This window comes from Mesorhizobium sp. Arg314 (assembly GCF_053714275.1).
This window is the reverse complement of record NZ_JBSKBP010000027.1, coordinates 56,363-78,676: the sequence shown is the minus strand read 5'-3', so window position 1 is coordinate 78,676 and position 22,314 is coordinate 56,363. Positions and strand designations below refer to the sequence as shown.

26 protein-coding genes and 1 pseudogene are annotated in these 22,314 nt (G+C 63.5%); 6 read left to right on the top strand and 21 right to left on the bottom strand.

Annotated features, from left to right (window positions below):
* Positions 1 to 12 precede the first annotated feature (12 nt).
* The 6 genes from ACWGS9_RS24435 to ACWGS9_RS24410 form a co-directional block, all read right to left on the bottom strand.
* Positions 13 to 552: a MerR family transcriptional regulator gene (locus ACWGS9_RS24435; RefSeq protein ID WP_140682553.1), complete on the bottom strand. Its 540-nt coding sequence runs from the start codon at positions 550 to 552 to the stop codon at positions 13 to 15.
* Between the two features lie 130 nt (positions 553 to 682).
* Positions 683 to 1,006 carry an integration host factor subunit alpha gene (locus ACWGS9_RS24430; RefSeq protein ID WP_023815657.1) on the bottom strand — a complete coding sequence of 108 codons (324 nt, stop codon included), beginning with the start codon at positions 1,004 to 1,006 and terminating at the stop codon, positions 683 to 685.
* 105 nt (positions 1,007 to 1,111) lie between these two features.
* Entirely contained in the window at positions 1,112 to 2,083 is a 972-nt protein-coding gene (locus tag ACWGS9_RS24425) for a beta-ketoacyl-ACP synthase III (RefSeq protein WP_454507658.1), read from the bottom strand.
* A gap of 9 nt (positions 2,084 to 2,092) precedes the next feature.
* Positions 2,093 to 3,163, bottom strand: a complete 1,071-nt coding sequence (gene plsX, locus ACWGS9_RS24420; protein WP_454507657.1) for a phosphate acyltransferase PlsX — start codon at positions 3,161 to 3,163, stop codon at positions 2,093 to 2,095.
* 130 nt (positions 3,164 to 3,293) lie between these two features.
* On the bottom strand, positions 3,294 to 3,842 hold the full coding sequence (locus ACWGS9_RS24415) for a YceD family protein (RefSeq protein WP_454507656.1): 549 nt from the start codon (positions 3,840 to 3,842) through the stop codon (positions 3,294 to 3,296).
* A 10-nt stretch (positions 3,843 to 3,852) separates the two neighbouring features.
* On the bottom strand, positions 3,853 to 4,395 hold the full coding sequence (locus ACWGS9_RS24410) for a ubiquinol-cytochrome C chaperone family protein (RefSeq protein ID WP_454507655.1): 543 nt from the start codon (positions 4,393 to 4,395) through the stop codon (positions 3,853 to 3,855).
* Between the two features lie 117 nt (positions 4,396 to 4,512).
* Here ACWGS9_RS24410 and ACWGS9_RS24405 point away from each other — a divergent pair, with 117 nt between their 5' ends.
* The 3 genes from ACWGS9_RS24405 (at position 4,513) to ACWGS9_RS24395 (ending at position 6,709) form a co-directional block, all read left to right on the top strand.
* A complete protein-coding gene (locus tag ACWGS9_RS24405) occupies positions 4,513 to 5,034 on the top strand; it encodes an outer membrane protein assembly factor BamE (protein WP_454507654.1) in 522 nt (173 codons plus the stop codon).
* Between the two features lie 138 nt (positions 5,035 to 5,172).
* Complete coding sequence (locus ACWGS9_RS24400) at positions 5,173 to 5,718, top strand: dTDP-4-dehydrorhamnose 3,5-epimerase family protein (protein ID WP_454507653.1); 546 nt, start codon at positions 5,173 to 5,175, stop codon at positions 5,716 to 5,718.
* Position 5,719: 1 nt separating this feature from the next.
* The gene (locus ACWGS9_RS24395) at positions 5,720 to 6,709 is read left to right on the top strand and encodes a glycosyltransferase family 2 protein (protein ID WP_454507652.1); all 990 of its coding nucleotides are present in this window, start codon (positions 5,720 to 5,722) and stop codon (positions 6,707 to 6,709) included.
* Positions 6,710 to 6,913: 204 nt separating this feature from the next.
* Here ACWGS9_RS24395 and ACWGS9_RS24390 read toward each other — a convergent pair whose 3' ends face one another.
* Positions 6,914 to 9,055, bottom strand: coding sequence for a sodium-translocating pyrophosphatase (locus ACWGS9_RS24390; RefSeq protein WP_320217499.1), 2,142 nt, complete (start codon positions 9,053 to 9,055; stop codon positions 6,914 to 6,916).
* A 331-nt stretch (positions 9,056 to 9,386) separates the two neighbouring features.
* On the opposite strand from ACWGS9_RS24390, the gene ACWGS9_RS24385 reads away from it, so the two are divergent.
* Complete coding sequence (locus ACWGS9_RS24385) at positions 9,387 to 9,590, top strand: type II toxin-antitoxin system HicB family antitoxin (protein WP_454507651.1); 204 nt, start codon at positions 9,387 to 9,389, stop codon at positions 9,588 to 9,590.
* A gap of 37 nt (positions 9,591 to 9,627) precedes the next feature.
* A pseudogene (locus ACWGS9_RS24380) lies at positions 9,628 to 9,783 on the top strand (type II toxin-antitoxin system HicA family toxin); the annotation flags it as partial.
* Positions 9,784 to 9,789: 6 nt separating this feature from the next.
* Here the strand turns inward: ACWGS9_RS24380 and ACWGS9_RS24375 are convergent.
* The 4 genes from ACWGS9_RS24375 to osmF form a co-directional block, all read right to left on the bottom strand.
* Positions 9,790 to 10,539 carry an ABC transporter permease gene (locus tag ACWGS9_RS24375; RefSeq protein ID WP_454507650.1) on the bottom strand — a complete coding sequence of 250 codons (750 nt, stop codon included), beginning with the start codon at positions 10,537 to 10,539 and terminating at the stop codon, positions 9,790 to 9,792.
* Complete coding sequence (locus ACWGS9_RS24370; RefSeq protein ID WP_454507649.1) at positions 10,536 to 11,474, bottom strand: ABC transporter ATP-binding protein; 939 nt, start codon at positions 11,472 to 11,474, stop codon at positions 10,536 to 10,538. Before ACWGS9_RS24370 ends, ACWGS9_RS24375 begins: the two co-directional genes overlap by 4 nt.
* A complete protein-coding gene (locus tag ACWGS9_RS24365) occupies positions 11,471 to 12,637 on the bottom strand; it encodes an ABC transporter permease (RefSeq protein ID WP_454507648.1) in 1,167 nt (388 codons plus the stop codon). Before ACWGS9_RS24365 ends, ACWGS9_RS24370 begins: the two co-directional genes overlap by 4 nt.
* Before the next feature lie 297 nt (positions 12,638 to 12,934).
* On the bottom strand, positions 12,935 to 13,846 hold the full coding sequence (gene osmF / locus ACWGS9_RS24360) for a glycine betaine ABC transporter substrate-binding protein OsmF (RefSeq protein WP_454507647.1): 912 nt from the start codon (positions 13,844 to 13,846) through the stop codon (positions 12,935 to 12,937).
* 239 nt (positions 13,847 to 14,085) lie between these two features.
* On the opposite strand from osmF, the gene ACWGS9_RS24355 reads away from it, so the two are divergent.
* Complete coding sequence (locus ACWGS9_RS24355; protein WP_454507646.1) at positions 14,086 to 14,658, top strand: NADPH-dependent FMN reductase; 573 nt, start codon at positions 14,086 to 14,088, stop codon at positions 14,656 to 14,658.
* Positions 14,659 to 14,716: 58 nt separating this feature from the next.
* Here ACWGS9_RS24355 and ACWGS9_RS24350 read toward each other — a convergent pair whose 3' ends face one another.
* The 10 genes from ACWGS9_RS24350 to ACWGS9_RS24305 form a co-directional block, all read right to left on the bottom strand.
* Positions 14,717 to 15,937 carry an MFS transporter gene (locus tag ACWGS9_RS24350; protein ID WP_454507645.1) on the bottom strand — a complete coding sequence of 407 codons (1,221 nt, stop codon included), beginning with the start codon at positions 15,935 to 15,937 and terminating at the stop codon, positions 14,717 to 14,719.
* Positions 15,934 to 16,428 (bottom strand): transcription antitermination factor NusB, encoded by a 495-nt coding sequence (nusB, locus tag ACWGS9_RS24345; protein WP_454507644.1) that lies wholly within the window; start codon positions 16,426 to 16,428, stop codon positions 15,934 to 15,936. The genes ACWGS9_RS24350 and nusB overlap by 4 nt, the downstream gene beginning before the upstream one ends.
* Complete coding sequence (gene ribH / locus ACWGS9_RS24340) at positions 16,425 to 16,919, bottom strand: 6,7-dimethyl-8-ribityllumazine synthase (protein ID WP_454507643.1); 495 nt, start codon at positions 16,917 to 16,919, stop codon at positions 16,425 to 16,427. Before ribH ends, nusB begins: the two co-directional genes overlap by 4 nt.
* A 139-nt stretch (positions 16,920 to 17,058) precedes the next feature.
* A complete protein-coding gene (locus ACWGS9_RS24335) occupies positions 17,059 to 18,048 on the bottom strand; it encodes a methyltransferase (protein ID WP_454507642.1) in 990 nt (329 codons plus the stop codon).
* 339 nt (positions 18,049 to 18,387) lie between these two features.
* Complete coding sequence (locus tag ACWGS9_RS24330; protein ID WP_454507641.1) at positions 18,388 to 18,900, bottom strand: GNAT family N-acetyltransferase; 513 nt, start codon at positions 18,898 to 18,900, stop codon at positions 18,388 to 18,390.
* A gap of 2 nt (positions 18,901 to 18,902) precedes the next feature.
* Entirely contained in the window at positions 18,903 to 19,196 is a 294-nt protein-coding gene (locus ACWGS9_RS24325; protein WP_320308251.1) for a type II toxin-antitoxin system TacA family antitoxin, read from the bottom strand.
* A gap of 54 nt (positions 19,197 to 19,250) precedes the next feature.
* On the bottom strand, positions 19,251 to 19,868 hold the full coding sequence (locus tag ACWGS9_RS24320; protein ID WP_454507640.1) for a riboflavin synthase: 618 nt from the start codon (positions 19,866 to 19,868) through the stop codon (positions 19,251 to 19,253).
* Positions 19,869 to 19,929: 61 nt separating this feature from the next.
* On the bottom strand, positions 19,930 to 21,057 hold the full coding sequence (gene ribD / locus ACWGS9_RS24315) for a bifunctional diaminohydroxyphosphoribosylaminopyrimidine deaminase/5-amino-6-(5-phosphoribosylamino)uracil reductase RibD (protein ID WP_454507639.1): 1,128 nt from the start codon (positions 21,055 to 21,057) through the stop codon (positions 19,930 to 19,932).
* A gap of 2 nt (positions 21,058 to 21,059) precedes the next feature.
* Positions 21,060 to 21,539 carry a transcriptional regulator NrdR gene (gene nrdR, locus ACWGS9_RS24310; RefSeq protein WP_320212264.1) on the bottom strand — a complete coding sequence of 160 codons (480 nt, stop codon included), beginning with the start codon at positions 21,537 to 21,539 and terminating at the stop codon, positions 21,060 to 21,062.
* Positions 21,540 to 21,679: 140 nt separating this feature from the next.
* Positions 21,680 to 22,270 carry an invasion associated locus B family protein gene (locus ACWGS9_RS24305; RefSeq protein ID WP_454507670.1) on the bottom strand — a complete coding sequence of 197 codons (591 nt, stop codon included), beginning with the start codon at positions 22,268 to 22,270 and terminating at the stop codon, positions 21,680 to 21,682.
* Positions 22,271 to 22,314 lie beyond the last annotated feature (44 nt).

Here is a 22,314-nt window from a genome sequence, read left to right as displayed (position 1 = left end):
AACGATGACCGTTCAACGAACCTGGTCGAGCAGGCGTTTGCATTCCAGCAGGTCGAACAGCGCCTCCTGCAGCAAGGCACGGTTGTCGCGTGACAATTTCGAAGCGTCAGGTTGAACCGGACCTTCGTCGTCGCCCTTGCCGAGACCAAAGAAACGGCGGCTGGGCTTCACCTTGGGCTGGCCGACAAGCGCATCCTCGTCGCCGCGCGGCTGCGCGGCCGCCGTCAGCGGCACTTGCTCGGCCTGACGACGCTGGGCAATCGCCTCCACGGCTGCCATGTCGCCATTGCCGATGGCGACCAGAAAATGGTTGCCGTTCTCGCGCAACAGCTTCTGGACGCCTTTGATCGTATAGCCCTGATCGTAGAGCATATGCCGGATGCCCTTGATCAGCTCGACGTCCTGCGGCCGGTAGTAGCGGCGGCCGCCGCCGCGCTTCATCGGCTTGATCTGGGTGAAGCGCGTCTCCCAGAAACGCAGCACGTGCTGCGGCAGATCGAGATCTTCCGCGACTTCGCTGATGGTGCGGAAAGCGTCGGGGCTCTTGTCCATGGGCCAATCCTCCACACTGGACCGCGATCCGGTATGATGCCGAATCGTGCCTTATTTCAGCGATTTATGAAACGATATTCAAGCCCAGCGTCAAAACGGCCGGCGGTTTTCAACCGCATTCGCCAGCAAACTACTTGCCGCCCTTGCCCTTGCTGTTCTGGTGCGAGCGCAGGATCCGGCTCTTGAGCACGTTCGACGATTTGAACGTCATCACCCGGCGCGGCAGGATCGGCACTTCCTCGCCGGTCTTGGGATTGCGGCCGATGCGCTCGTTCTTGGAGCGGACATGGAAGGTGGCAAAGGACGACAGCTTGACCGTCTCACCCCGAACGATGGCTTCGCAGATTTCGTCCAGCACGGCCTCGACGAGCTCCGCCGATTCAGTTCGCGACAAGCCAACCTTCCGGTAAACGGCTTCAGCAAGGTCGGCACGCGTAAGTGTCTTTCCCCCCATGCGACCGTCCCATCTGTTCGCAAAAAATGTAAATCGATACAGGCAAAGGCTGAGCGTAAGTAATTGATCCGGCAAGGTCAAGAACCGAACCGGTGCGTTCGGCACTTACCAGCGGAGCAATACCGCGCCCCAGGTGAAACCTCCACCCATCGCCTCGAGAAGCACCAGGTCGCCCTTCTTGATGCGGCCGTCGGCGACGGCCACCGAGAGAGCGAGCGGCACGGAGGCAGCCGAGGTGTTACCGTGTAAATCGACGGTGACCACCACTTTCTGCTCGGCAATCCCGAGCTTCTTGGCGGAAGCGTCAATAATCCGTTTATTGGCCTGATGCGGCACGAACCAGTCGAGGTCTTGCGCACTTATGCCGGCCTCACCGAAGGTCGCCTCAATGACATCGGTGATCATGCCGACGGCATGCTTGAACACTTCACGGCCTTCCATCCTGAGATGGCCTACGGTTCCCGTCGTCGAAGGGCCGCCGTCGACGAAGAGCTTGTCCTTGTGCACGCCGTCGGAGCGCAGGCTCGCCGCCAGCACGCCGCGATCGGCGATCGCACCGGTTCCTTCTTCGGCTTCGAGAACCAGCGCTCCGGCGCCGTCGCCGAACAGCACACAGGTCGAGCGGTCGTTCCAGTCGAGGATGCGCGAGAAGGTTTCCGAACCGATCACCAGGACGCGTCTGGCCAACCCGCCACGGATATAAAGGTCGGCGGTGGCGACGGCATAGACGAAGCCCGAGCAAACGGCCTGCATGTCGAAGGCAAAGCCGTGATGCATGCCGAGCCGGTTCTGGATCTCGACCGCGGTCGCCGGAAAGGTATTGTTTGGCGTCGACGTCGCCAGAATGATGAGGTCGATATCGGCAGGCGTCATAGCGGCGCTGTCGAGCGCGGCGCGCGCGGCCGCCTCGCCCAGCGAGGCCGTCGTCTCTTCATCGGCCGCGACGTGGCGCTGGCGAATGCCGGTGCGCTGGACGATCCACTCGTCGGAGGTCTCGACCATGCCTTCGAAATCGGCATTCTTCATGATGCGGCGGGGCAGCGCGGCACCGTTGCCGCGCACGACTGATCTGATCAAAGCTCTTTCCTATTCCTCGGCGTCGGCGGCGACGCCGGATTTCCTGTTTGCTTGGGCAGTCGGGTTGCGCGCATGGAACAGATCGAGGTCGGCCTCGATCCGGTCAAGCAGATTGTTGCGCACCATGTCGTAGCCGAGCTCGATGGCCGCCGCGAAGCCATCCGAATCGGCGCCGCCATGGCTTTTCACCACAATGCCGTTCAACCCCAGGAAGACGCCGCCATTGGAGCGACCGACATCCATCTTCTCGCGCAGCCTGTCGAAAGCGCCCTTGGCGAAGACGTAGCCGATCTTGGCCATCAGCGTGCGGCTCATGGCGGCGCGCAGATAGCCGGCGATCTGCCTTGCGGTGCCTTCGGCGGTCTTGAGCGCGATGTTGCCGGCAAAGCCCTCCGTGACCACCACGTCGACCGTGCCCTTGCCGATATCGTCGCCTTCGACGAAGCCGCGATAATTCATCGAGGCCATGTTGGCCTCGCGCAGCATGCGGCCGGCCTCCTTGACCTCTTCCTGGCCCTTGATTTCCTCGACGCCGACATTGAGCAGGCCAACGCTCGGCCGCTCGACGCCGAACACCGAACGCGCCATGCCGGTGCCCAGAATGGCGAAATCGATAAGCTGGTGCGCGTCCGCGCCGATGGTGGCGCCGACATCGAGCACCACGCTTTCGCCGCGCGTCGTCGGCCAGAGCGCCGCGATCGCCGGACGGTCGATGGTGGCCATGGTGCGCAGGCAGAATTTCGACATCGCCATCAGCGCGCCGGTGTTGCCGGCCGAGATGCAGGCCTGCGCGCCGCCGTTCTTCACCGCCTCGACGGCCTTCCACATCGACGACTTCCAGCGGCCCTGGCGCAGCGCCTGGCTCGGCTTGTCGTCCATGCGCACGGCGATCTCGCAATGGACGAACTCGCTTACTTCGGCGAGTCTCGGGAACTTGGCGAGTTCGGGGCGCACCACGTCCTCGCGGCCATAGATGACGAAGCGGATATCAGGGCGGCGGATGGCGACCGTCATCAGCGCCGGGATGACCACGCTCGGTCCGTGATCGCCGCCCATGGCATCGATGGAAATCCTGATCACGTAGTGCTTTTCTCACGGTTTGCCTGGCTTGCGGGGGGCGCCTGCCAAGGTAAGGGGGCTCGCGAAGGTTCGGCGAAAATAGCGGTTTTGGGCTGCCGCACAACCAACTTTTCCAAAATCCGGACCACTCTCAGGATTTTCCAAGCAGCGAACGCAGCTTTTTGTGGAATTCGCTTTCCTCGGGCTGGTCGTCACCGGCAACGTCGAGGGAGGCTCCCGGCTTGCGCGGATAGGGGTCGATCGCCAGACCGAAAAACTGTTCGGCCAGCGCGCCGACGTCGATGGTGTCGCCGGAGAATGTCTCCGGACTGTCCGGTCCGTCGGCGTCGAGGATGATCTCGCCGCCGCCCTCGAAGCCCTCGCGCCCAAGCTTCGACTGCTCGGGCAGGAACAACGCTTCGACCGGCTCGTCGATGTGGGCGGTTACCGGCTCCAGGGTGACGATGCAGGCCTGCGTGATGTCGGCTTCGACGCGGCCGGTGACCCTGACGCCGTTGCGCTTCCAGGAGGCTACCAGCAGCTCGGCGCGATAGCTTTCGACCGAAAGCAAGTCATGTTCGGCGGCAAGCGCTTCGCGCTGGCGCTCATCGGCCTCGACCACGACCGGCAGGCCCTTTTGCGGCAGCCGCGCGACATTGGCGATAAAGGATACCAGGCTGCGTGATTCAGCGTCTTTCATCATCGCCTCCTCACGCCGCCCCGGCAGTCGGGAACGCGGCCGTGCCGGCGGCGATCGATTCGGCCGGCTGCGCGGCAAGCTTTTGCGTGGCCTGGCAAACATAGTCCGCCAGCAGCGCTGCCTGCGGCCAGGGGCCGGCGTCCGGCCTGACGTTGCGGGCGAGCGCCGCCGCGAGCGCCGCGCGGTCGTCTTGCTTGAGGGCATCGTCATAAGCGGCCGTGCGACCGTAAAACATCTTTGCCAGCTTCTTCATGCGTTTGGGCACGCCGACATCGCTGATGCCAAGCTCGCGCAGCGAATGCTCGACATCGAGAAAGAACTCGTCGATCAGCACTTGCGCGACCTCGGCCGCGGCACCCTGCTCGCCATGCAGCCGGTGCTGGACGAGGTACATGTGCAGCGACAGCATCTCGAAGCGGCCAAGCGGCGTATCCGGCACATTCCAGTCGGAATAAAGCACCGTTTGCCGCGCCGCCGCCACGATTTGTGCGTAGAGCGCGTCGGTGATAGCGCGGTTGGCGTTGCGTTCGCGGCCAAAAAGGCGCTGGAACATTGAGGGCGGTCTCCCGGGGACCTGTTGTTTGATTTGGCCTTGTTGCATCGGCATGCAAGCTGGTTTACCGGTTTTGCGGCCCAGCGCAAGTTGCGGGGATGTGATGGAGAATTGTTGTTGGGTGCGCTGAAATTCAAGTCGTTCTTTGCGCCCGCCCCGGTGGGCGTGGCTTCGCTGCTGATGGTGGTATCAGCGCTTTCCGCCTGCAATTCATCCAAGATGTTCGGTGATCTCCATCCAAGCGAGACACTGACAAAAGGCTACGTCATCGACCAGCAGGCGATCGATTCGGTGCCGGTCGGATCGAGCCGCGAACAGGTGCTTCTGGCGCTGGGCACGCCGTCGACGACGGCGACCTTCGACAACGAGGCCTTCTACTACATCTCGCAAACGCGCAAGCGCTATGTCGCCTTCGACAATCCTCACATCATCGACCAGCATGTGCTGGCGGTCTATTTCGGTGCCGACGGCCGCGTCACTCAGATCGCCAATTACGGCCTGAAGGACGGCAAGGTCTTCGACTTCATCTCGAGGACAACGCCGACCGGCGGCAAGGACCAGAACTTCCTCAGCCAGGTCATCAACGGCGCCAGCAAGCTGGCGCCCGGCATCCCGGGTGGCGGTGGCGGCACGCCCTGAGTTTGCTCACCCCTGCAGCCTGGATAGACAAGACCCGCCAATGGCGGGTCTTTTGCTGCCGGCCGAAGGCAAGTCGGCTGCGCTTGCTTATGCTCATCTGGCGACGTATGACGTCGCGGCGATTTCCGGGGGCTGGATATGAGCGAAAGCGATCGTATTGTACCACAAGGTTGGATGGCGACGGGCACGCCTGACCGCCAGACCGTGACACCCGACTGGCTTGCCGTCGATGCGCCGGCGATCGACGGCGTCACGTTCAAGGAAGTCCGACCTGTCGCGACTTCGACCGGTTATCTCACCGAAGTCTTTCGCGAGGAATGGGGTCTGGATGGGCTCCCCGTCGGGCAGGTCTTTCAGCGCACTCTCTATCCCGGCGGAGTGAGCGGATGGCATGCTCATGGCGTCACCAGCGACCGGCTTTTTTGCTCGGTAGGCAGCGTTCGGATTTCATTGTTCGACGGTCGCAAGGCCTCGCCGACGTTCGGCGCGGTCTGGCACAAGATTGTCGGAGCGGTCAGGCCCGCCATCATCATCATTCCGCCGGGCATCTGGCACGGCATCGTTTCCCTGGGGCCCGAGACGGCCTTGGTGCTCAATCTCGTCGACAAGGCCTACGCCTATGACGCACCCGATCACTGGCGGCTGCCCCTCGATACCGAACAGATCCCCTACAAGCTTGTGTAGCGTGGAGCGGGCTGGCCAGCGCGCGCCAACTGGACCGATCGAACCGCTGGTCTCGGTCGTCATAGCGACGCACAATCGTCCGGCGGTGCTGCATCAAGCCCTGAAGAGCCTCGTTGGTCAGACTCTGCAGGACTGGGAAGCCATAGTCATCGGCGACGCGTGCCGGTCAGACACCGCGACCACGGTCGCCGCTTTCGGCGACGCCCGCATCTCCTATATCGATCTTCCCGTGAACTTCGGCGAGCAGTCGGGGCCGAACAATATCGGCTTTGCCAGAGCCCGCGGCCGTTTCGTTGCCATATTGAACCATGACGACCTCTGGTTTCCCGACCATCTGACATCCATGAGCGGCTGGATCGACGCCACCGGTGCCGATGTGGTGATCGCCCGAGGTGCGGTCATCGAGTCGGCCGCGAGCAATGGTTCCAGACATATGATACTCGGGATGGGGCTGGACGGCTTCTATGACCCCGTCACCACAGTCGGATTCGGCTCTGCGCAAATGATCCGGCGGACGTCACTGCCAAGGCTTGGGCCATGGCGCCCGGCCAGCCGGTGCATCTGCGAAAGTTCCCAGGACTGGCTGTTCCGTGCCTGGCGCAAGGGCGCGGTGATCGCAACGATGCCACATCTGACCGTGCTCATGCTGCATTCGGGCAAGCGCGAAGGCAGCTATGCGCGAGATACGGCGCAGGAGCAGGAAGAACTGATGGACGCGATGTACGCGCCAGACGCGTTGCGCGCCAGGATTCTTGGCAACGCCGAGGAACCTACTCCCCTCAAGCGCTCCCGCTACCTCAAACGCAGGCTTCTGGCTGCCCTTGGCATATATCCGCGGGCCCGTACCTTCCGCCGCCAACATCGCCGCGGTGCGTTCATTGCCATGCTGCGCCAGAAACGCGGCTTGCCACCAATGCCCGAGCGAGAACCAGACGCCGATGAGTTGCTGGCCCGCTATCGCCATGGCACAGAAAAGCCAGAAGCCAGCTGAGTGCCCACCTAAGCGCGTCGCACTGAAACGGATACAGGCGACGCGCTTTAAGTCCTTGTTTTTATGCATGTCGTTGTCCCAGGACCGCGTACACTTCTGGGCGACATGCATTAGATACGGAACGCATCAAGGATGTCATGCTGACAAACAAAGCCCGCGGGATCGCTCCCGAGGGCCTTGTGCAGGAATGAATAGCCGCCGCAATTAGCCGTGCGCGAGCACGGCGAGCAGAAGCAGAGCGACGATGTTGGTGATCTTGATCGCCGGGTTGACGGCCGGGCCGGCGGTATCCTTGTAGGGATCGCCGACGGTGTCGCCGGTGACCGAGGCCTTGTGCGCCTCCGAGCCCTTCAGGTGCTTGACCCCGTCCTTGTCGGTAAAGCCGTCCTCGAACGACTTCTTGGCGTTGTCCCAGGCGCCGCCACCGGAAGTCATCGAGATGGCGACGAAGAGGCCGTTGACGATGACGCCGAGCAGCGAGGCGCCAAGCGCCGCGAAGGCCGAGGCCTTCGAGCCCGAGATCAGCAGCACGCCGAAGTAAACGACGAGCGGTGCAAGGACCGGCAGCAGCGACGGGATGATCATTTCCCGGATCGCCGCCCTGGTCAGGATGTCGACGGCGCGCGCATAGTTCGGCTTCGAGGTGCCGGCCATGATGCCCTTGTCCTCGCGGAACTGCTTGCGCACTTCCTCGACGATCGAGCCGGCTGCGCGACCGACGGCGGTCATCGCGATGCCGCCGAACAGATAGGGGATCAAGCCGCCGAAGATCAGGCCGGCTACGACATACGGGTTGGAGAGATCGAAGGAGATCTCGCCCATGCCCTGGAAGTAGGGGTATTTGTCGCCGTTGGCGGCAAAGAACCTGAGGTCGTTCGAGTAGGCGGCGAACAGCACCAGGGCGCCGAGACCGGCGGAGCCGATGGCATAGCCCTTGGTCACCGCCTTGGTGGTGTTGCCGACGGCGTCGAGCGCGTCGGTGGAGTGGCGCACTTCCTTGGGCAGGCCGGCCATTTCGGCAATGCCGCCGGCATTGTCGGTAACCGGGCCGAAGGCGTCGAGCGCCACGATCATGCCGGCAAGGCCGAGCATGGTGGTGACGGCGATCGCGGTGCCGAACAGGCCGCCGAGCTGGTAGGTGGCGATGATGCCGCCGACGATGACGATTGCCGGCAGCGCCGTCGATTCCAGCGATACCGCAAGGCCTTGGATGACGTTGGTGCCGTGGCCGGTGACGGATGCCTGGGCGATCGAATTCACCGGGCGCTTGTTGGTGCCGGTATAGTATTCGGTGATGACGACGATGAGCCCGGTCACGACGAGACCGATCAGGCCGCAGATGAACAGGTTCTTGCCGGTGATGGCGATGCCGGCGACGGTGCCGACCTCGCCCCAGCCGACGGTTGCCGAGGTAGCGATGGCGAGACCGACGATCGACAGCAGGCCGGTGACGATCAGGCCCTTGTAAAGCGCGCCCATGATCGAGCCGTTGGAGCCGAGCTTGACGAAGAAGGTGCCGACGATCGAGGTCAGGATGCAGGCGCCGCAGATGGCCAGCGGATAAAGCATGGCCGCGCCGAGAGCCGCAGTGCCACCGAAGAAGATGGCGGCAAGCACCATGGTGGCGACGACCGTCACCGCGTAGGTCTCGAACAGGTCGGCGGCCATGCCGGCGCAGTCGCCGACATTGTCACCGACATTGTCGGCGATGGTGGCCGGGTTGCGCGGATCGTCTTCCGGGATACCGGCTTCGACCTTGCCGACGAGGTCGCCGCCGACGTCGGCGCCTTTGGTGAAGATGCCGCCGCCGAGACGGGCGAAGATCGAGATCAGCGAGGCGCCGAAGCCGAGCGAAACCAGCGAGTCGATAACGACGCGGTCGTTCGGCTGCAGGCCCATCGGGCCGGTCAGGATGGCGTAGTAAATCGAGACGCCGAGCAGCGCCAGGCCCGCCACCAGCATGCCGGTGATGGCGCCCGACTTGAAGGCGATGTCGAGGCCGGCGGCAAGGCTGTTCGAAGCGGCCTGCGCGGTGCGCACATTGGCGCGCACCGAGACATGCATGCCGATGAAGCCGGCGGCGCCCGAGAGCACTGCGCCGATCAGGAAGCCGATAGCGGCGGTGATCGAAAGCAGCCACCAGGCAAGCAGGAGCACGACGATGCCGACGACCGCGATGGTCGTGTACTGGCGCGCCAGGTAGGCCTGGGCGCCTTCGCGGATGGCGGCGGAGATTTCCTGCATGCGCTGATTGCCCTGATCGGACGCAAGGACCGAACGTGTCGCCCAGATGGCGTACAGAACTGACAGCAAGCCGCAGGCGATGACGGCGGTAATGATGGTCATTGCCGGATTTTCCTCGATTGATGGCCCAAAAGAACCCCTCCCTGGGCCGTTGGAACGGGGATGATGCCGCGCGCGGAATCCACCCCTTGGTTGGGGTGTATGCGAAACAGGGCTTAGAACGTCAAGATATTGTTCGGTCTTTGCCCGGCTTTCGCCCAAAAGAAGAAGGCACTAACTGTTGTGCCAGCGCGGGCCTGATTTTAGATCGATTGAAATGAACGTGGCGTCAGACTGGTCCGGACCGGATATTAGCAAGGCAAGCAGCGCCGACGGATCGAGCGTTTTGCAGCCCAACGCCATGCATATCTTGTAGGTGGACAGGAGTTGATCAATGAAGTTCAAAGCTATCGTTCATGAAACGGAAGAAGGTGGCTTCTGGGCCGAGGTTCCAGCCATTCCGGGATGCGCGACTGAAGGAGAAACGCTGGACGAACTCTTGGCAAATCTGCGTGAGGCGATTGAAGGCTGCCTTTCCGTTGAGCTGCCCTCTTCGGTCACTTCAGTACCCGGCAGGGTGGTGGAAATCGCCGTTTGAAATCCATTTCAGGTAAAGATCTGTCGAGCGGCGAGGCTGGCAACTTCTGCGAATAGCGGGCAGCCATCATATTTATGGAAAACAAGGAAGCATTGTACGCCTCTCCATTCCGATATATGGCAACAAGCCGCTCAAAACAGGTCTCGTTCGCCATCTTCTGAAGATGGCGGATATCAGCGAAACTGATGCCTGAACATTTCTACTCCGCCCCCTGCCCCATCCGGCCTGCGGCGTAGCGCTCGATCGCCGACAGGCCGTCATAGATCAGCACCGCAAGCGCAGCGACGATCAGCCCGCCTTGCAGCACGAAGGCAAGATTGTTCGAGATAAGGCCGGCGATGATCACCTCGCCAAGCGTCTTGGCGGCAACCGTCGAGCCGATGGTTGCGGTGGCGAGGCTGATGACCACCGAGAGCCGGATGCCGCCGAGGATCACCGGGGCGCTCAGCGGCAGCTCGACCTTCATCAACCTTTGCCAACCGGTCATGCCGGCGCCGCGCGCCGCTTCCATCACGTTGCCCGGCAGCGTGGTGAGCGCGGTCAGCGCATTCTCGAAGATCGGCAAGAGCCCATAGAGGAAGAGCGCGATCAGCGTCGGCTTCTCGCCGAAACCGACAGCCGGCACCGCAAGTGCCAGCACGGCAACCGGCGGGAAGGTCTGGCCGATATTGACCAGGCTGCGCGACAGCGGCAGGAACTCGGCGCCGGCCGGCCTCGTGACCAGTATGGCCAGCGCCACCGCGACGACCGTCGCCGCGACCGTTGCGATCAGCACCGTTCGCAGATGCTGCAAGGTCAGCGTCAACAGGCTGCCCTGGTTGTAGATTGCCGGCGCGCCATTCTCGGTCAGTGGTTTCAGCAGCGGCTCGAACCAGCTGGGGCTGGTGATGAAGGCCACCAGCAGCACCAGGACAACTAGCCTCAGCAGCGCGGGCAGCCAGGCTTTCATTGCGGCCTCGCCGCGCGCTTCACCAGGCCTTCGACAGTGACGCGGCCGAGCGGCTTGCCGCCGGCGTCCTTCACCGGCAGTGCGGGGCGGCCCGACCACAAGAGCTCGGCCAGCGCGTCGCGCTGCGTGGCGTCGCCCGGCATCGCCTCGCCTTCGGCGCCGCCCGGCTCCACGGCATCGCGCACATGGCCAAGCGACAGCAGCCGGAACGGCCTCTCGCTGGCGCCGACCAGCGTCTCGACGAAGCCGCTCGCCGGTCTGGCCAGAATCTCGGCCGGCTTTGCGTATTGCACCAGCTTGCCGGCGTCCATGACCGCTATCTTGTCACCCATGTGCACCGCCTCTTCCATGTCGTGGGTGACAAGGATGATGGTGGTACCGAAGCGCTTCTGGATCGCCAGCAGGTCCTCCTGCGCCTTGGCGCGGATGATCGGGTCGAGCGCGCCGAAGGGCTCATCCATCAACAGCACATTGGGTTCGGCGGCAAGCGCGCGGGCTACGCCGACGCGCTGCTGCTGGCCGCCGGAAAGCTCGTGCGGATAACGCGGGCCATAGGCCTGGGGGTCGAGTTGGTAGAGCGTCATCAGCTCGTCGACCCGCGCCTTGATGCGATCGCTGTCCCAGCCGAGCAGCAGCGGCACGGTGGCGATGTTTTGCGCCACCGTGCGATGCGGAAACAGGCCGTGGCCCTGGATGGCGTAGCCGATGCTTCGGCGCAGCTGATAACCGGGCACAGAGCGGTTGTCGGCGCCGTCGAGCCTGATCGCGCCCGAGGTCGGCTCGACCAACCGGTTGATCATCCTGAGCAGCGTGGTCTTGCCGGATCCCGATGTGCCGACAATGGTGGCGATGGTGCGCGGCTCGATGACCATCGAGACATTGTCGACCACTGTGATCTCGTCATAGCGCTTGGTGATGCCTTCGATCTCGATCATGCCGTTTCAACCACCCTGCGCTTGGTGGCGGTCATCTCGATGACCGCGTCGAGGATGATGGCCGCCGCAAAGGCCAGCGCCACGGTGGGCAGCGCGCCGAGCAGCACGAGATCCATCGCCGTCTGGCCGACACCCTGGAAAACGAACACGCCGAAGCCGCCGCCGCCGATCAGCGCGGCGATGGTGGCAAGGCCGATATTCTGCACCAGCACGATGCGGATGCCGGTCAGGATCACCGGAAAGGCCAGCGGAAACTCGACATCGAACAGGCGCTGGCGATCGGTCATGCCCATGCCACGCGCGGCGTCGTTGGCGGCGCGCGGCACGCCGGCGAGGCCGACCACGGTGTTGGCCACCACCGGCAGCAGCGAATAGAGAAAAAGCGCGACAAAGGCCGGCGCGGTGCCGATGCCTCTTATGCCGATTGCGGCAGCGCCCGGCACGTGGACTGCGACCCAGCCGAGCGGCGCTATCAGCAGGCCGAAGAGCGCGATCGACGGAATGGTCTGGACGATGTTGAGTACATTGAGGACGCCCGCCCGCAGCTTCTCGACGCGATGGCAAAGGATGCCGAGCGGTATGCCGACAATCACCGCACCGGCCAGCGAGCCAAGCGCCAGCGTAACGTGCTTGGAAGCCTCAGCCCAGAAACTGTCGGCCCGGCCGGCGTACTCCTTGAGGATGGAAAGACTGTCCCAAAGTCCTGACACGAGCAGCGCGGCGATGGCGAGCGCAGCAAGCACCAGCACGCCGACACGCGCCCAGGGCGACAGGTTCAGCCGTGTCAGCACATCGGCCAGGAGCAATGCGAAGGCAAAGATCAGCAGCCAGAAACCGGATGCCGGAGCGACGCGGGCGAAGGTGTTGCCGGCCGGCGTCAGGAAACCGCCGGCGACGCCGATGAGCACCGACAGCGCGACCAGCGCAAAGATGCTGGCCGCCAGCCTGAGCCCAAGCGGCGTCCTAAGCAGGGCAACGATGGCGCCCACGATCACGATCGCCAGCATCAGCATGCCAAGCGTCGCCGGCAACGCATCGAGGATCGAGCGCGCCTGTCCCGGCACGATACGGTTGGCGCGGAACGTGGCAAAGGGTGCCGCCAAGGCGGCGTAGGCGACGATCGAGGCGATCACGACGCCTAGCTTGTCGAGGCGGGGGGTCATCGAAACCCCGCCAAATAGCCAAATGAAAGTCTTGCGACTTTGGCGATTGGCGAAAGCCTACGCGACATCCAATCTCCCCCCTTGCGGGGGAGATGTCCGGCAGGACAGAGGGGGGTGTGAAGGAACGCCAAGCTCCGAATTTGAGCCCGTTCAAAGGCCAACCTGTCGAAGGACCTGCATTTGATTGGTTGACAGGTCGGCGGGACAGCACCCCCCTCTGTCCTGCCGGACATCTCCCCCGCAAGGGGGGAGATCGGCAGCTCCCTCGGTCGCACCTGTCCCACTCGCGCCTGACTGCTACTTCAAGAACCCGTTCTTCTTCAAAAAGTCCTCCGCGACGCCCTTGGCAGGCTCGCCGCCCAGCTGGACACGGCCATTGAGCTCCTGCAGCGTGGCGAGATCGAGCTTGGCGAAGACCGGTTTCAGCAGCGCCTCGATTTCGGGATGCTGCTTCAGGACCTCTTCGCGGATGATTGGCGCGGGCTGGTAAACCGGCTGCACGCCCTTGTCGTCCCCGAGCACGACGAGTCCGGAGGGCTGGATGCCGCCATCGGTGCCATAGACCATGGCGGCGTTGGCGCCGTTGGTCTGGTTGGCGGCGGCGGCGATGGTCGCCGCGGTATCGCCGCCGGAGAGCGTGATGAGCTGGTCGGGCTTCAGCGTGAAGCCATAGGTTGTCTGGAAGGCCGGAAGCGCTGCCGCCGAATTGACGAACTCGGCGGAAGCCGCGAGCACCACCTTGCCGCCGCCCGCGACGTATTTGCCGAAGTCCGTGAGAGTGACGAGCTTGTTCTCGTCGGCCACTTCCTTGCGCAGCGCGATCGCCCAGGTGTTGTTGGCCGGCGACGGCGACAGCCAGACGATCTTGTTGGCGTCGTAGTCGAGCTTCTTGGCGGTTTCATAGGCCTTGGCTGCATCCTTCCAGACCGGATCGTCGGCCTTCTGGAAGAAGAAGGCGGCATTGCCGGTGTATTCGGGATAGATGTCGATCTCGCCGGCGCTGATCGCCTTGCGCACGACCGGCGTCGCGCCGAGCTGGATGCGGTCGGCGGTCTTGATGTTGCTGGCGTTGAGCACGAGCTGGATGATGTTGCCCAGCACGCCGCCTTCCGTGTCGATCTTCGAGGAGACGACCACCTGGGCACTGGCCGAAGCGGCGGTGATGCCGAGCGCGATCGCCGCCAAAGCAATCTTTCCGATTGAAAACATTGTGAAAATCCCTTGCTATGAACCGAGAATCCGGTGGTCGCATATGAGCACGGCTATAACTGCCAGTCGGGGTACACGGTTTCATAACTAGGGGAACACGCGCAATAATTTTGTTCAGCCGGGGCTAAGGCCCTGTTCCCCCGCCATAATATGACGCCGACCTAAGGCCGGCTGGCGGCCTGCCCTGTTCTGGGGAATATTAGGAACGGCGGGGTCGGCGGCCAACACGGGAGTATGTCATGGCCAAGCATAAAGTCGGCTACCTCATCGGCAGCCTTGCCAAGGGGTCCATCAACCGCAAGCTTGCGAAGGCCCTCGTAAAGCTGGCGCCGCCGGAACTTGAACTGACGGAAATCCCCTTCAAGGACCTGCCACTCTACAGCTACGACTATGACGCCAACTTTCCGCCGGTCGCGCTGGAGTTCAAGAAAGCCATCGCGTCCGTCCAGGCGGTGCTTTTCGTCACGCCGGAGTACAACCGCTCGATCCCCGGCGGCCTGAAGAATGCAATCGACTGGGCGAGCCGCCCTTACGGCAAGAACTCCTTTTCCCGCAAACCGTCCGCCGTCATCGGAACGTCGCCCGGCGCGATCGCGACCGCGGTCGCCCAGCAGAGCCTGCGCAGCGTCCTGAGCTTCTGCAACGCACCCCAGATGAACTCCCCCGAAGCCTACATTCAGTTTACCCCGGGATTGATCACCGACGATGGCGAGGTGACGGTGGAGTCCACCGAAACATTCCTGCGCAACTACATGGACGAGTTCCACATGTTCATCGCGCGGGTCCTGCAGGTGCTCCCGCCGGATGCATGACGCTGGCCGTTTCGGGCACGCTGTCCGAGCGGCCGGAAGAACTGGTCCGGCCGCTTCTTCAAAATTTCGGGGCACCCACCATTTTCAAAGTGCCGAGCGCGACAAAACAAAGCAGGACGACCGGGAAGACGATCCAGTTCAGCATGGTCCAGCCCCAGGCATTGTAGATCGCGCCGGACATCAGCGAGGCGAAGGCGACCGAGCCGAACAGGACGAAGTCGTGGAAGCCCTGGACCTTGCTCTTCTCGGAAGGTCGGTAGCTGGACGCGACCATGGCGGTAGCGCCGATGAAGCCGAAGTTCCAGCCGAGCCCGAGCAAGATCAGCGCCGTCCAGAACTGCCACAGCGCCAGGCCGGAAAGCGCCACGGCGGCGCAGCCGATCAGCAGGACGAGGCCGGCGGCGACGATGCGTTCGGCGCCGAAGCGATGGATCAGCGAACCGGTGAAGAAGCTCGGCCCGAACATGGCCATGACGTGCCAGGAAATGCCAAGCGTCGCATTGTCTTCCGACAGGCCACAGCCGACCATGGCGAGCGGCGCGCCGGTCATGACGAAGCTCATCAGCGCGTAGCTGCCGACGGTACAGAACAGCGCGGCGACGAAACGCGGCTGAGCGACGATTTCAGCTAGCGGCCGGGCGTCGCTTGCAATGCTTTCAGCAACGGCGCTCGTCCGGGAGGAAACACGCAGAAACGACAGAATGAGCGCGCCGGCGGCCGCCAGCGGCAGGATCGAGGCGAAGGATCCGGCAAACATCACCGGGGCCAGCAATTCACGTGTGTAGATGACGATCTGCGGCCCGAGGATGGCGGTGATGATGCCGCCGGCCAGCACGAAGGAGATGGCGCGGGCCTTGAACTCGGGCGGCGCATTGTCGGCGGCGGCGAAGCGGAACTGCTGGACGAAAGCGCCGCCGGCGCCGATGACGCAGAGGCCGAAGGCGAACAGCCAGAAGCTTGCCTGGAAAAGCGCAAGCGTCGCTATCAAGCCGCCGACCGCGGTGACGATGGTGCCGGTCATGAAGCCGCCGCGATGGCCGAGCCGGCGGATGATGGCGGCGGCCGGCAAGGCTCCGAGCGCCACGCCGAGATTGAAGCCGGTGACCGGTGCCGTCGCCAGCGACTTGTCCGGACCGAGCAGGTACTGACCGGCAAGCGCGCCCAGCGAAATGGCGATCGGAGCGGCCGACCCGACGATCGCCTGGGCGGCGGCAAGTAGCGCCGCGGTGCGACGCCCTTCCCTGCCGGTCTCGGCGACCGCGGCCGCTGCGGTCGTCACGAAGCGTCCTTGCCCCGACCCTCGCCACGAACCTGGCGCGAGACGCGATCAAGAACGGCGTTCACCAGCTTCGGCTCGTCTTCCTCGTAAAAGGCCTTTGCGATGTCGACATATTCGGAGACGATCACGGCGACCGGCACGTCCTCGCGCTTCATCAATTCATAGACGCCGGCGCGCAGGATGGCGCGCAGCGTCGAATCCAGCCGCGACAGCGGCCAATCCTCGGTCAGCTCCTGGCGGATGACGGGATCGATGGTCTTCTGGTTTTCGACGACGCCGGTCAGGATGGCGCGGAACCATTGCGCGTCGGCCTCGCGATAGAGCGCGCCATCGACTTCCTTGCCGAGGCGGAAGGTTTCGTATTCAGCCGTGATCTCGAAGACGCCGCTGCCGGCCACATCCATCTGATAGAGCGCCTGGACGGCGGCAAGACGGGCGGCACCGCGCTTGTTGGCGTGGCGCACCGCTCCGGTCGAGGCGGGATCGCTCACGATTGGGCTCCGAATTTCTCTTTGAGCGCGATCATGGTCAGCGCCGCGCGCGCCGCGAAGCCGCCCTTGTCGCCTTCGGTTTTGCGCGCACGCGCCCATGCCTGCGCGTCGTTCTCGGTGGTCAGGATACCATTGCCGATCGCGATTGCCTCCTGCACCGATAGATCCATCAGCGCGCGGCTCGATTCATTTGCGACGATGTCGAAATGATAGGTATCGCCGCGGACGATGGTGCCGAGCGCGACGAAGCCGTCATAATGCGTGCCGCCTTCGGCGGCGCCATCGAGCGCGAAGGTGATGACGGCCGGTATTTCCAGCGAACCGGGAACCGTGACGACGTCATAGGTGGCGCCGGCCTCGTCAAGCGCGCCGGTCGCGCCCTCGAGCAGGGCGTCGGCGAGATCGTCGTGAAAGCGCGCTTCGACAATGAGCAGATGCGCCTTCGCCTTCGGGCGAATGAACGCTTTGCCGTGTTGGGATGTGCCAGCCATAAAAGTCTCCGGGGGGTTGCCGGTGACTTAGGCCGAAGCCGGGTTGATCGCAAGCGGAAGATTGCCGAACCGACACCGGCTCTGCACCTCTCGACGGATTCGGGTTCCGCGCAGCGCGATCTTTCGGAACGTTCTTTGGCTAGGCAGGCGAAGCCTCGATGATCGAGATCGATGCTCGGGTGCCGATCACCCGCGAGAGCTTCAGTCCTGCGCCTTCGAACAGCTTGGTGTACTGTGCCTCAGTCCGTTCGAGGCCTCCGGTAACCGCGAGCATGACAACATCGATGGCCTTGATCTGATCCGGCTCGTCGCCAGGAGGCACGAGCGTTTCGGCCACGAGCACCTTGCCATGCGTTGGCATGGCATCCCGGCAACGCCGTAGGATCAGCCCCGCACGTTCATCGTCCCAATCGTGGATCACCTTTTTGATTACATAGACGTCGCCGACGGGGACGCTATCGAAGAAGTCACCGGCGACGAAGTCGGTGCGTGGCAGGTCGCCTCCGGCTCCCGCGCGCGCCGCCGCCACCCCAGAGGCCAGATCGAGAAGAACCCCGTTCAAATGGGGATTGCGAGCAAGGATGGCCGAGAGAAGCTGCCCATGCCCGCCTCCGACATCGACAACCCGCCGGTATGGGCCGAAATCATAGGCAGCCGCGACCGCCTCGTTGCTGCCCTGGCTTAAGGCGACCATGGCTCGTTGAAACAGCGCGGCCTGCCCCGGGTGGGCCGAAAGCCAATCGAATCTCGGGCTTCCGAACACCTTGTCGAAGGCCGGCTTTCCAGTGCGGACGGAATGTATGAGTTGCTCGAAGGCGAGATAGGCCTCGCTGTTGATCATCCGGATGAAGTCGCGCGGTCCAGGCCGGTCGGAACGAAGCACCGCGCCAACGTCCGTCAAGGCAAAATGGCGAGGGCGAATTTCAGTAAACACCCCCTCAGGCGCCAGAAGCCGCATCACGCGATAGAGCGATTCTGCGTCCGTCTTCGTGGCGGCTGCCAAATCTTCAACCGACTGCTCGGCGGAGGACAGAAGATCGGGAATGCCGAGTTCGACAATGACGCGCAGCGCCTGTGACACGGCAAATCCGAAACCCAGCCTCATGACTTGTTGCGACGGGTTGATCATGGCTTTCCCCTCCGGCCAGGTGAAAGCTTACGAGGGGCGCGAGCAGAAGTGAAGCGGGAAGCAGTGCTCAAAGGTGAGCGGGCAGCGTGCTCAAAGGTGAAGTGTGCTGGCAGAGGCCGAAGCCGGATTGATCGCAAGTGGAAGATTGGCGGAGGTGACGCTTGGTCTATCGCATCTTTGCGTTCGGCACTGGGAGTGGACAACCGGTACCCAGGCTTTCGGCCCAGGCAAGTACGACCCCCTGATCCACCACACGGCTGGCGTCCACATCGGCCATTGCTTCGCGGGTCAGCCGCTCTAGTCGCTTGGAATTCTCGCCCTCTGTCGTAGTCTCCGTTCTCATCTGAACAGTTCCTCGATATCGGCCATTGGCCGAAACAGCTTCATCGGCTGATCCGGAAATGGCAAGAAACTTTCTCGTTCGTAGAAGCGGCATGCGCTCTCGTCCTTTGCATCGACAATCACGGCGAACGATGCAATCTCACTACGGAGAGACCGATGCAAGGCATCGGCCAGGAGGTATCGGCCATAGCCCCTGCCCTGTTGTTGTCGATCGACGGCCAGGCGTCCGAGCAGCGTCGCTGGAATGAGCGGATAACGCGGCAGCTTACGCGCGGTCTCGGCAGGCCACTCGCCGACATTCACCGCAGTCGATGAGAGCGTGTAGTAGCCAGCGACAGCTCCATCCGACAAGACCAGCACGAACGGTGCCGCGATGTTCTTGCGGGCATCTTGTCCGGCCTGCATTCGAAGATATCGATCGAGCGGTTCCGCGCCGCTTTCAAATGCGTTTCTGTTGTGCTGCGGACCGAGCACCTCAACTCGTAAAGACGCCTCGGTTGAGCCCGTCACCCTCAGATGCCAGTGGCTTGGCGATACCGACGCACTGTATCGCGCAGGCGATCGTTCACAGGCTTCGGATTGACGAGGGCATCCACGAAGGCCCGGCTGTCGCGGACAGATAGTTCCAGGCGCTCGTGCTCCTCGATTGCACGGCGGGCGGCTTCCTGGACGCTGGTCAGCACAAAATCCGTCACCGTGCGGCCCTGTAGCGCCGCAGCATGCTCGATAAGACTCTTCTGGTCGGCCGTGACACGTGTTTCCAGACGCTCGCCACGAACACGGCCGCGGGGTAGCTGTGCCGTCATTGTCGTTCTCCTGACAACAATGTACGGCCAATGGCCGGTTAGTTCAAGTCGCCGTCACAGCCCCTCTTTCGCCGCGTCCGCCAGGCGCGCGGCATAGCGGGCCATGGTATCGATTTCGAGGTTGACGCGATCGCCGGCATGGCGCTCGCCCCAGGTGGTGACGCTCAGCGAGTGATGGATCAGGAGAACGTCGAAGCGGGTGCCTTCGACCTTGTTGACCGTGAGCGATGTGCCGTCGAGTGCTACCGAACCCTTCGGCGCAATGAATTTCGCCAGATGGCGCGGCGCTTCCAGCGTGAAGCGCACGGCATCGCCCTCCTCCTTGCGCTCGACGATCTCGGCGGTGCCGTCGACATGGCCGGAGACGATGTGGCCGCCGAGCTCGTCGCCGATCTTCAACGCCCGTTCGAGATTGATGCGGGTGCCGGATTCCCAGTTCGATGCGGTGGTCAGCCTCAGCGCTTCCTCCCAGGCCTCGACCTCGAACCAGCGTGCGTTCGAGCCACGCTCGGGGAGCGCCGTGACGGTGAGGCAGACGCCGCCGCAGGAAATCGAAGCACCGATGGCGATGGTCCCGGGATCATAAGCCGTGTCGATGCGCAGGCCGACGCCTTCGCTGAGCGGCTTTACCGAAGCGACGGTGCCCACATCCGTGACAATTCCCGTAAACATCAGAGAGTGTCTTTCGTTTTGACCATGATCTGATTCAAAAACCGGTTCCCATTTTTTGGGATCATGGTCTTACCCACTCGGCATAACTGTCTTCGCCGAAGCGCATCCGGCGCAATTCACGAAACCCAGCCGGGATATGGTCAGCGTCGATGGGCGATGCAATGCCGTCCTCGCCGATCGCTTCCGGCCCCTGGAACAGGACGATGCGGTCGACCAGGTCTTCTTCAAGGAAAGCCTTGGCCACCTTGGCGCCGCCCTCGACCAAAACGCTTGCCATGCCGAGCGCGGCAAGGTCCTCGAGCAATTCCGGCAGGGCGACGACGCCCCCATATGTCTCGGTGCCGATGAACCGGGCGCCCGCGCGTTCGAGCGCCGCCCGCCGATGCGGATCGGCCTCCAAGCAAGCGGCGACATAGAGCGGCACGCGGTCGACGCCGGATACCAGCCTGGACGTCTCCGGCAGCCGGATCTGCCGATCGAGGATGATGCGGGCCGGCGAGCGGTTCTCCAACCCCGGCAGACGCACGGTCAACGCCGGGTCGTCCTCGAGTGCGGTACCGATGCCGACCAGGATGGCGTCGGCCTCGGCGCGCATGAGATAGACATCGCGCCGCGCGATCTCGCCGGTGATGGCGACCTGGCCGGCGCCTTTCCTGCCGATCTTGCCGTCACTCGAAAGTGCAAGCTTCAGAGTTACTTCAGGGCGCTTCTTCAGAGAACGAGTCAGATAGCCGGCCATCTGCTCGGCGGCCTCGGTGGCCAGCACCTTCTCCACCACCTCGACACCGGCGTCACGCAGGATGGCGTAGCCCTTGCCGGAGACGCGCGTATCGGGATCGCTCGCCGCGCCCACGACGCGCGCGATGCCGGCATTGACCAGCGCGTTGGCGCAAGGCGGCGTGCGGCCGTGATGGGCGCAAGGCTCCAATGTGACATAAGCCGTGGCACCATGCGCGGCCTCGCCGGCCTCGGCCAACGCTTCGGTCTCGGCATGCGGCCGCCCGCCGACGGCCGTCACGCCGGTGCCGACGATCATCGGGCCGGCGCCGTCGTCGCGCACGATGATGGTGCCGACGGAGGGGTTGGTCGAGGTGCGGCCGGCATTGCGGCGCGACAGCCTGATGGCCGCAGCCATGAAACGGCGATCAAGGGCCGCCTGCGCGGCCTCGTTCAGTCGCGATCCCGCCATGATCAGCCGGCTTCCTCTTCGGTCTTTTCCTCGTCGCCCTTCAGTTCGCCCAGCAGCTCGTGAAAATCCTTGGCTTCGCGGAAATTGCGATAGACCGAGGCGAAGCGGACATAGGCGACGTCATCCAGCGATTTCAGCGCTTCCATGACCAGCTTGCCGACTTCGCCCGAGGCAATCTCGGTTTCGCCGGAGCTTTCGAGCTGGCGCACGATGCCGGTCACGGCGCGGTCGATGCGCTCGGGGTCGACATTGCGCTTGCGCACCGCGATCTCGACGGAGCGCAGCAGCTTATCGCGATCAAAAGGCACCTTGCGGCCGGACTTCTTGACGACGACGAGATCGCGCAATTGCACGCGCTCGAAGGTCGTGAACCGACCACCGCAATCGGGGCACACCCGCCGCCGGCGGATCGCTGCGCCGTCCTCGGCGGGACGCGAGTCCTTCACCTGCGTATCTTCGGACTGGCAATAGGGACAACGCATAGGAAGCTTTCGGTTTGGCGATTCTCAGGATGCGGAAAGGCTTAGTGCGTTTTGCCGCCATGGCAAAGCGCAGCCTTGGTATCAGAGATAGCGAGGCGCAAGCACAATTGCCAGCGCCCTGCCCCCGACGGCCAGCAGTCTCAGGGCGCCACGTCCTTGGTCGGAAAACCGCAGGACGTGCCCAGATTGCGATAGGCCTTGGTGAAGCCGTCCATCGGGATGCTGGCGACCGCTTGCTTGCCGAAGACCACATCGAGCGAAGTGACCTTACGCATGGCGCGCAGCAGGGCAAGGCTGGTCTTGGCCTGGTTGTCGACCATCCAACTGGGACGGCCACCGGCGGCTGCGCTGGAGGTTACGGTCGCGGCAACTTTCACGCCAGGGTCACCGAAGGTCGCGGCGATCTTGCTGCCGGTCGGCAGGGTTTTGTTATCGACGATGAACATGATGGCAGGGTACGCATCAGGCGGCAACGCGTCGCCGGTCGAGATCGACATCGTCAGAGAGCCTGCATTGCCGAAGCCGTCGACGAAAGCGGTCGAGGCGGCGCAGGTCTTGTGCGCGTCCTGCCCGGTATCGAGCGTATCGATGATGGTTGTCCACCTGCCGAAGGTATTGGTGGCCGGCATGTCGGAGGCAGCCTGCGTCTGCTCCTGCGCAACCACGCCGGACATGGCGAAAGCGATCAGCGAGCCAGACAGTGCCAGGGAGGCAGGACGGAAAGTGCGCATCATCAAGTCTCCGGTATGCCGCGCCGCCCGATCGAGGAGCGGCG

What these genes read in the sequence shown, in the direction of transcription:
- ACWGS9_RS24435 (WP_140682553.1), bottom strand. Translation starts at nt 552, where the DNA reads ATGGACAAGAGCCCCGACGCTTTCCGCACCATCAGCGAAGTCGCGGAA.
- ACWGS9_RS24430 (WP_023815657.1), bottom strand. Translation starts at nt 1,006, where the DNA reads ATGGGGGGAAAGACACTTACGCGTGCCGACCTTGCTGAAGCCGTTTAC.
- ACWGS9_RS24415 (WP_454507656.1), bottom strand. Translation starts at nt 3,842, where the DNA reads ATGAAAGACGCTGAATCACGCAGCCTGGTATCCTTTATCGCCAATGTC.
- ACWGS9_RS24410 (WP_454507655.1), bottom strand. Translation starts at nt 4,395, where the DNA reads ATGTTCCAGCGCCTTTTTGGCCGCGAACGCAACGCCAACCGCGCTATC.
- ACWGS9_RS24400 (WP_454507653.1), top strand. Translation starts at nt 5,173, where the DNA reads ATGAGCGAAAGCGATCGTATTGTACCACAAGGTTGGATGGCGACGGGC.
- ACWGS9_RS24390 (WP_320217499.1), bottom strand. Translation starts at nt 9,055, where the DNA reads ATGACCATCATTACCGCCGTCATCGCCTGCGGCTTGCTGTCAGTTCTG.
- ACWGS9_RS24385 (WP_454507651.1), top strand. Translation starts at nt 9,387, where the DNA reads ATGAAGTTCAAAGCTATCGTTCATGAAACGGAAGAAGGTGGCTTCTGG.
- ACWGS9_RS24375 (WP_454507650.1), bottom strand. Translation starts at nt 10,539, where the DNA reads ATGAAAGCCTGGCTGCCCGCGCTGCTGAGGCTAGTTGTCCTGGTGCTG.
- ACWGS9_RS24370 (WP_454507649.1), bottom strand. Translation starts at nt 11,474, where the DNA reads ATGATCGAGATCGAAGGCATCACCAAGCGCTATGACGAGATCACAGTG.
- ACWGS9_RS24365 (WP_454507648.1), bottom strand. Translation starts at nt 12,637, where the DNA reads ATGACCCCCCGCCTCGACAAGCTAGGCGTCGTGATCGCCTCGATCGTC.
- osmF (WP_454507647.1), bottom strand. Translation starts at nt 13,846, where the DNA reads ATGTTTTCAATCGGAAAGATTGCTTTGGCGGCGATCGCGCTCGGCATC.
- ACWGS9_RS24355 (WP_454507646.1), top strand. Translation starts at nt 14,086, where the DNA reads ATGGCCAAGCATAAAGTCGGCTACCTCATCGGCAGCCTTGCCAAGGGG.
- ribH (WP_454507643.1), bottom strand. Translation starts at nt 16,919, where the DNA reads ATGGCTGGCACATCCCAACACGGCAAAGCGTTCATTCGCCCGAAGGCG.
- ACWGS9_RS24335 (WP_454507642.1), bottom strand. Translation starts at nt 18,048, where the DNA reads ATGATCAACCCGTCGCAACAAGTCATGAGGCTGGGTTTCGGATTTGCC.
- ACWGS9_RS24325 (WP_320308251.1), bottom strand. Translation starts at nt 19,196, where the DNA reads ATGACGGCACAGCTACCCCGCGGCCGTGTTCGTGGCGAGCGTCTGGAA.
- ACWGS9_RS24320 (WP_454507640.1), bottom strand. Translation starts at nt 19,868, where the DNA reads ATGTTTACGGGAATTGTCACGGATGTGGGCACCGTCGCTTCGGTAAAG.
- ribD (WP_454507639.1), bottom strand. Translation starts at nt 21,057, where the DNA reads ATGGCGGGATCGCGACTGAACGAGGCCGCGCAGGCGGCCCTTGATCGC.
- nrdR (WP_320212264.1), bottom strand. Translation starts at nt 21,539, where the DNA reads ATGCGTTGTCCCTATTGCCAGTCCGAAGATACGCAGGTGAAGGACTCG.
- ACWGS9_RS24305 (WP_454507670.1), bottom strand. Translation starts at nt 22,270, where the DNA reads ATGCGCACTTTCCGTCCTGCCTCCCTGGCACTGTCTGGCTCGCTGATC.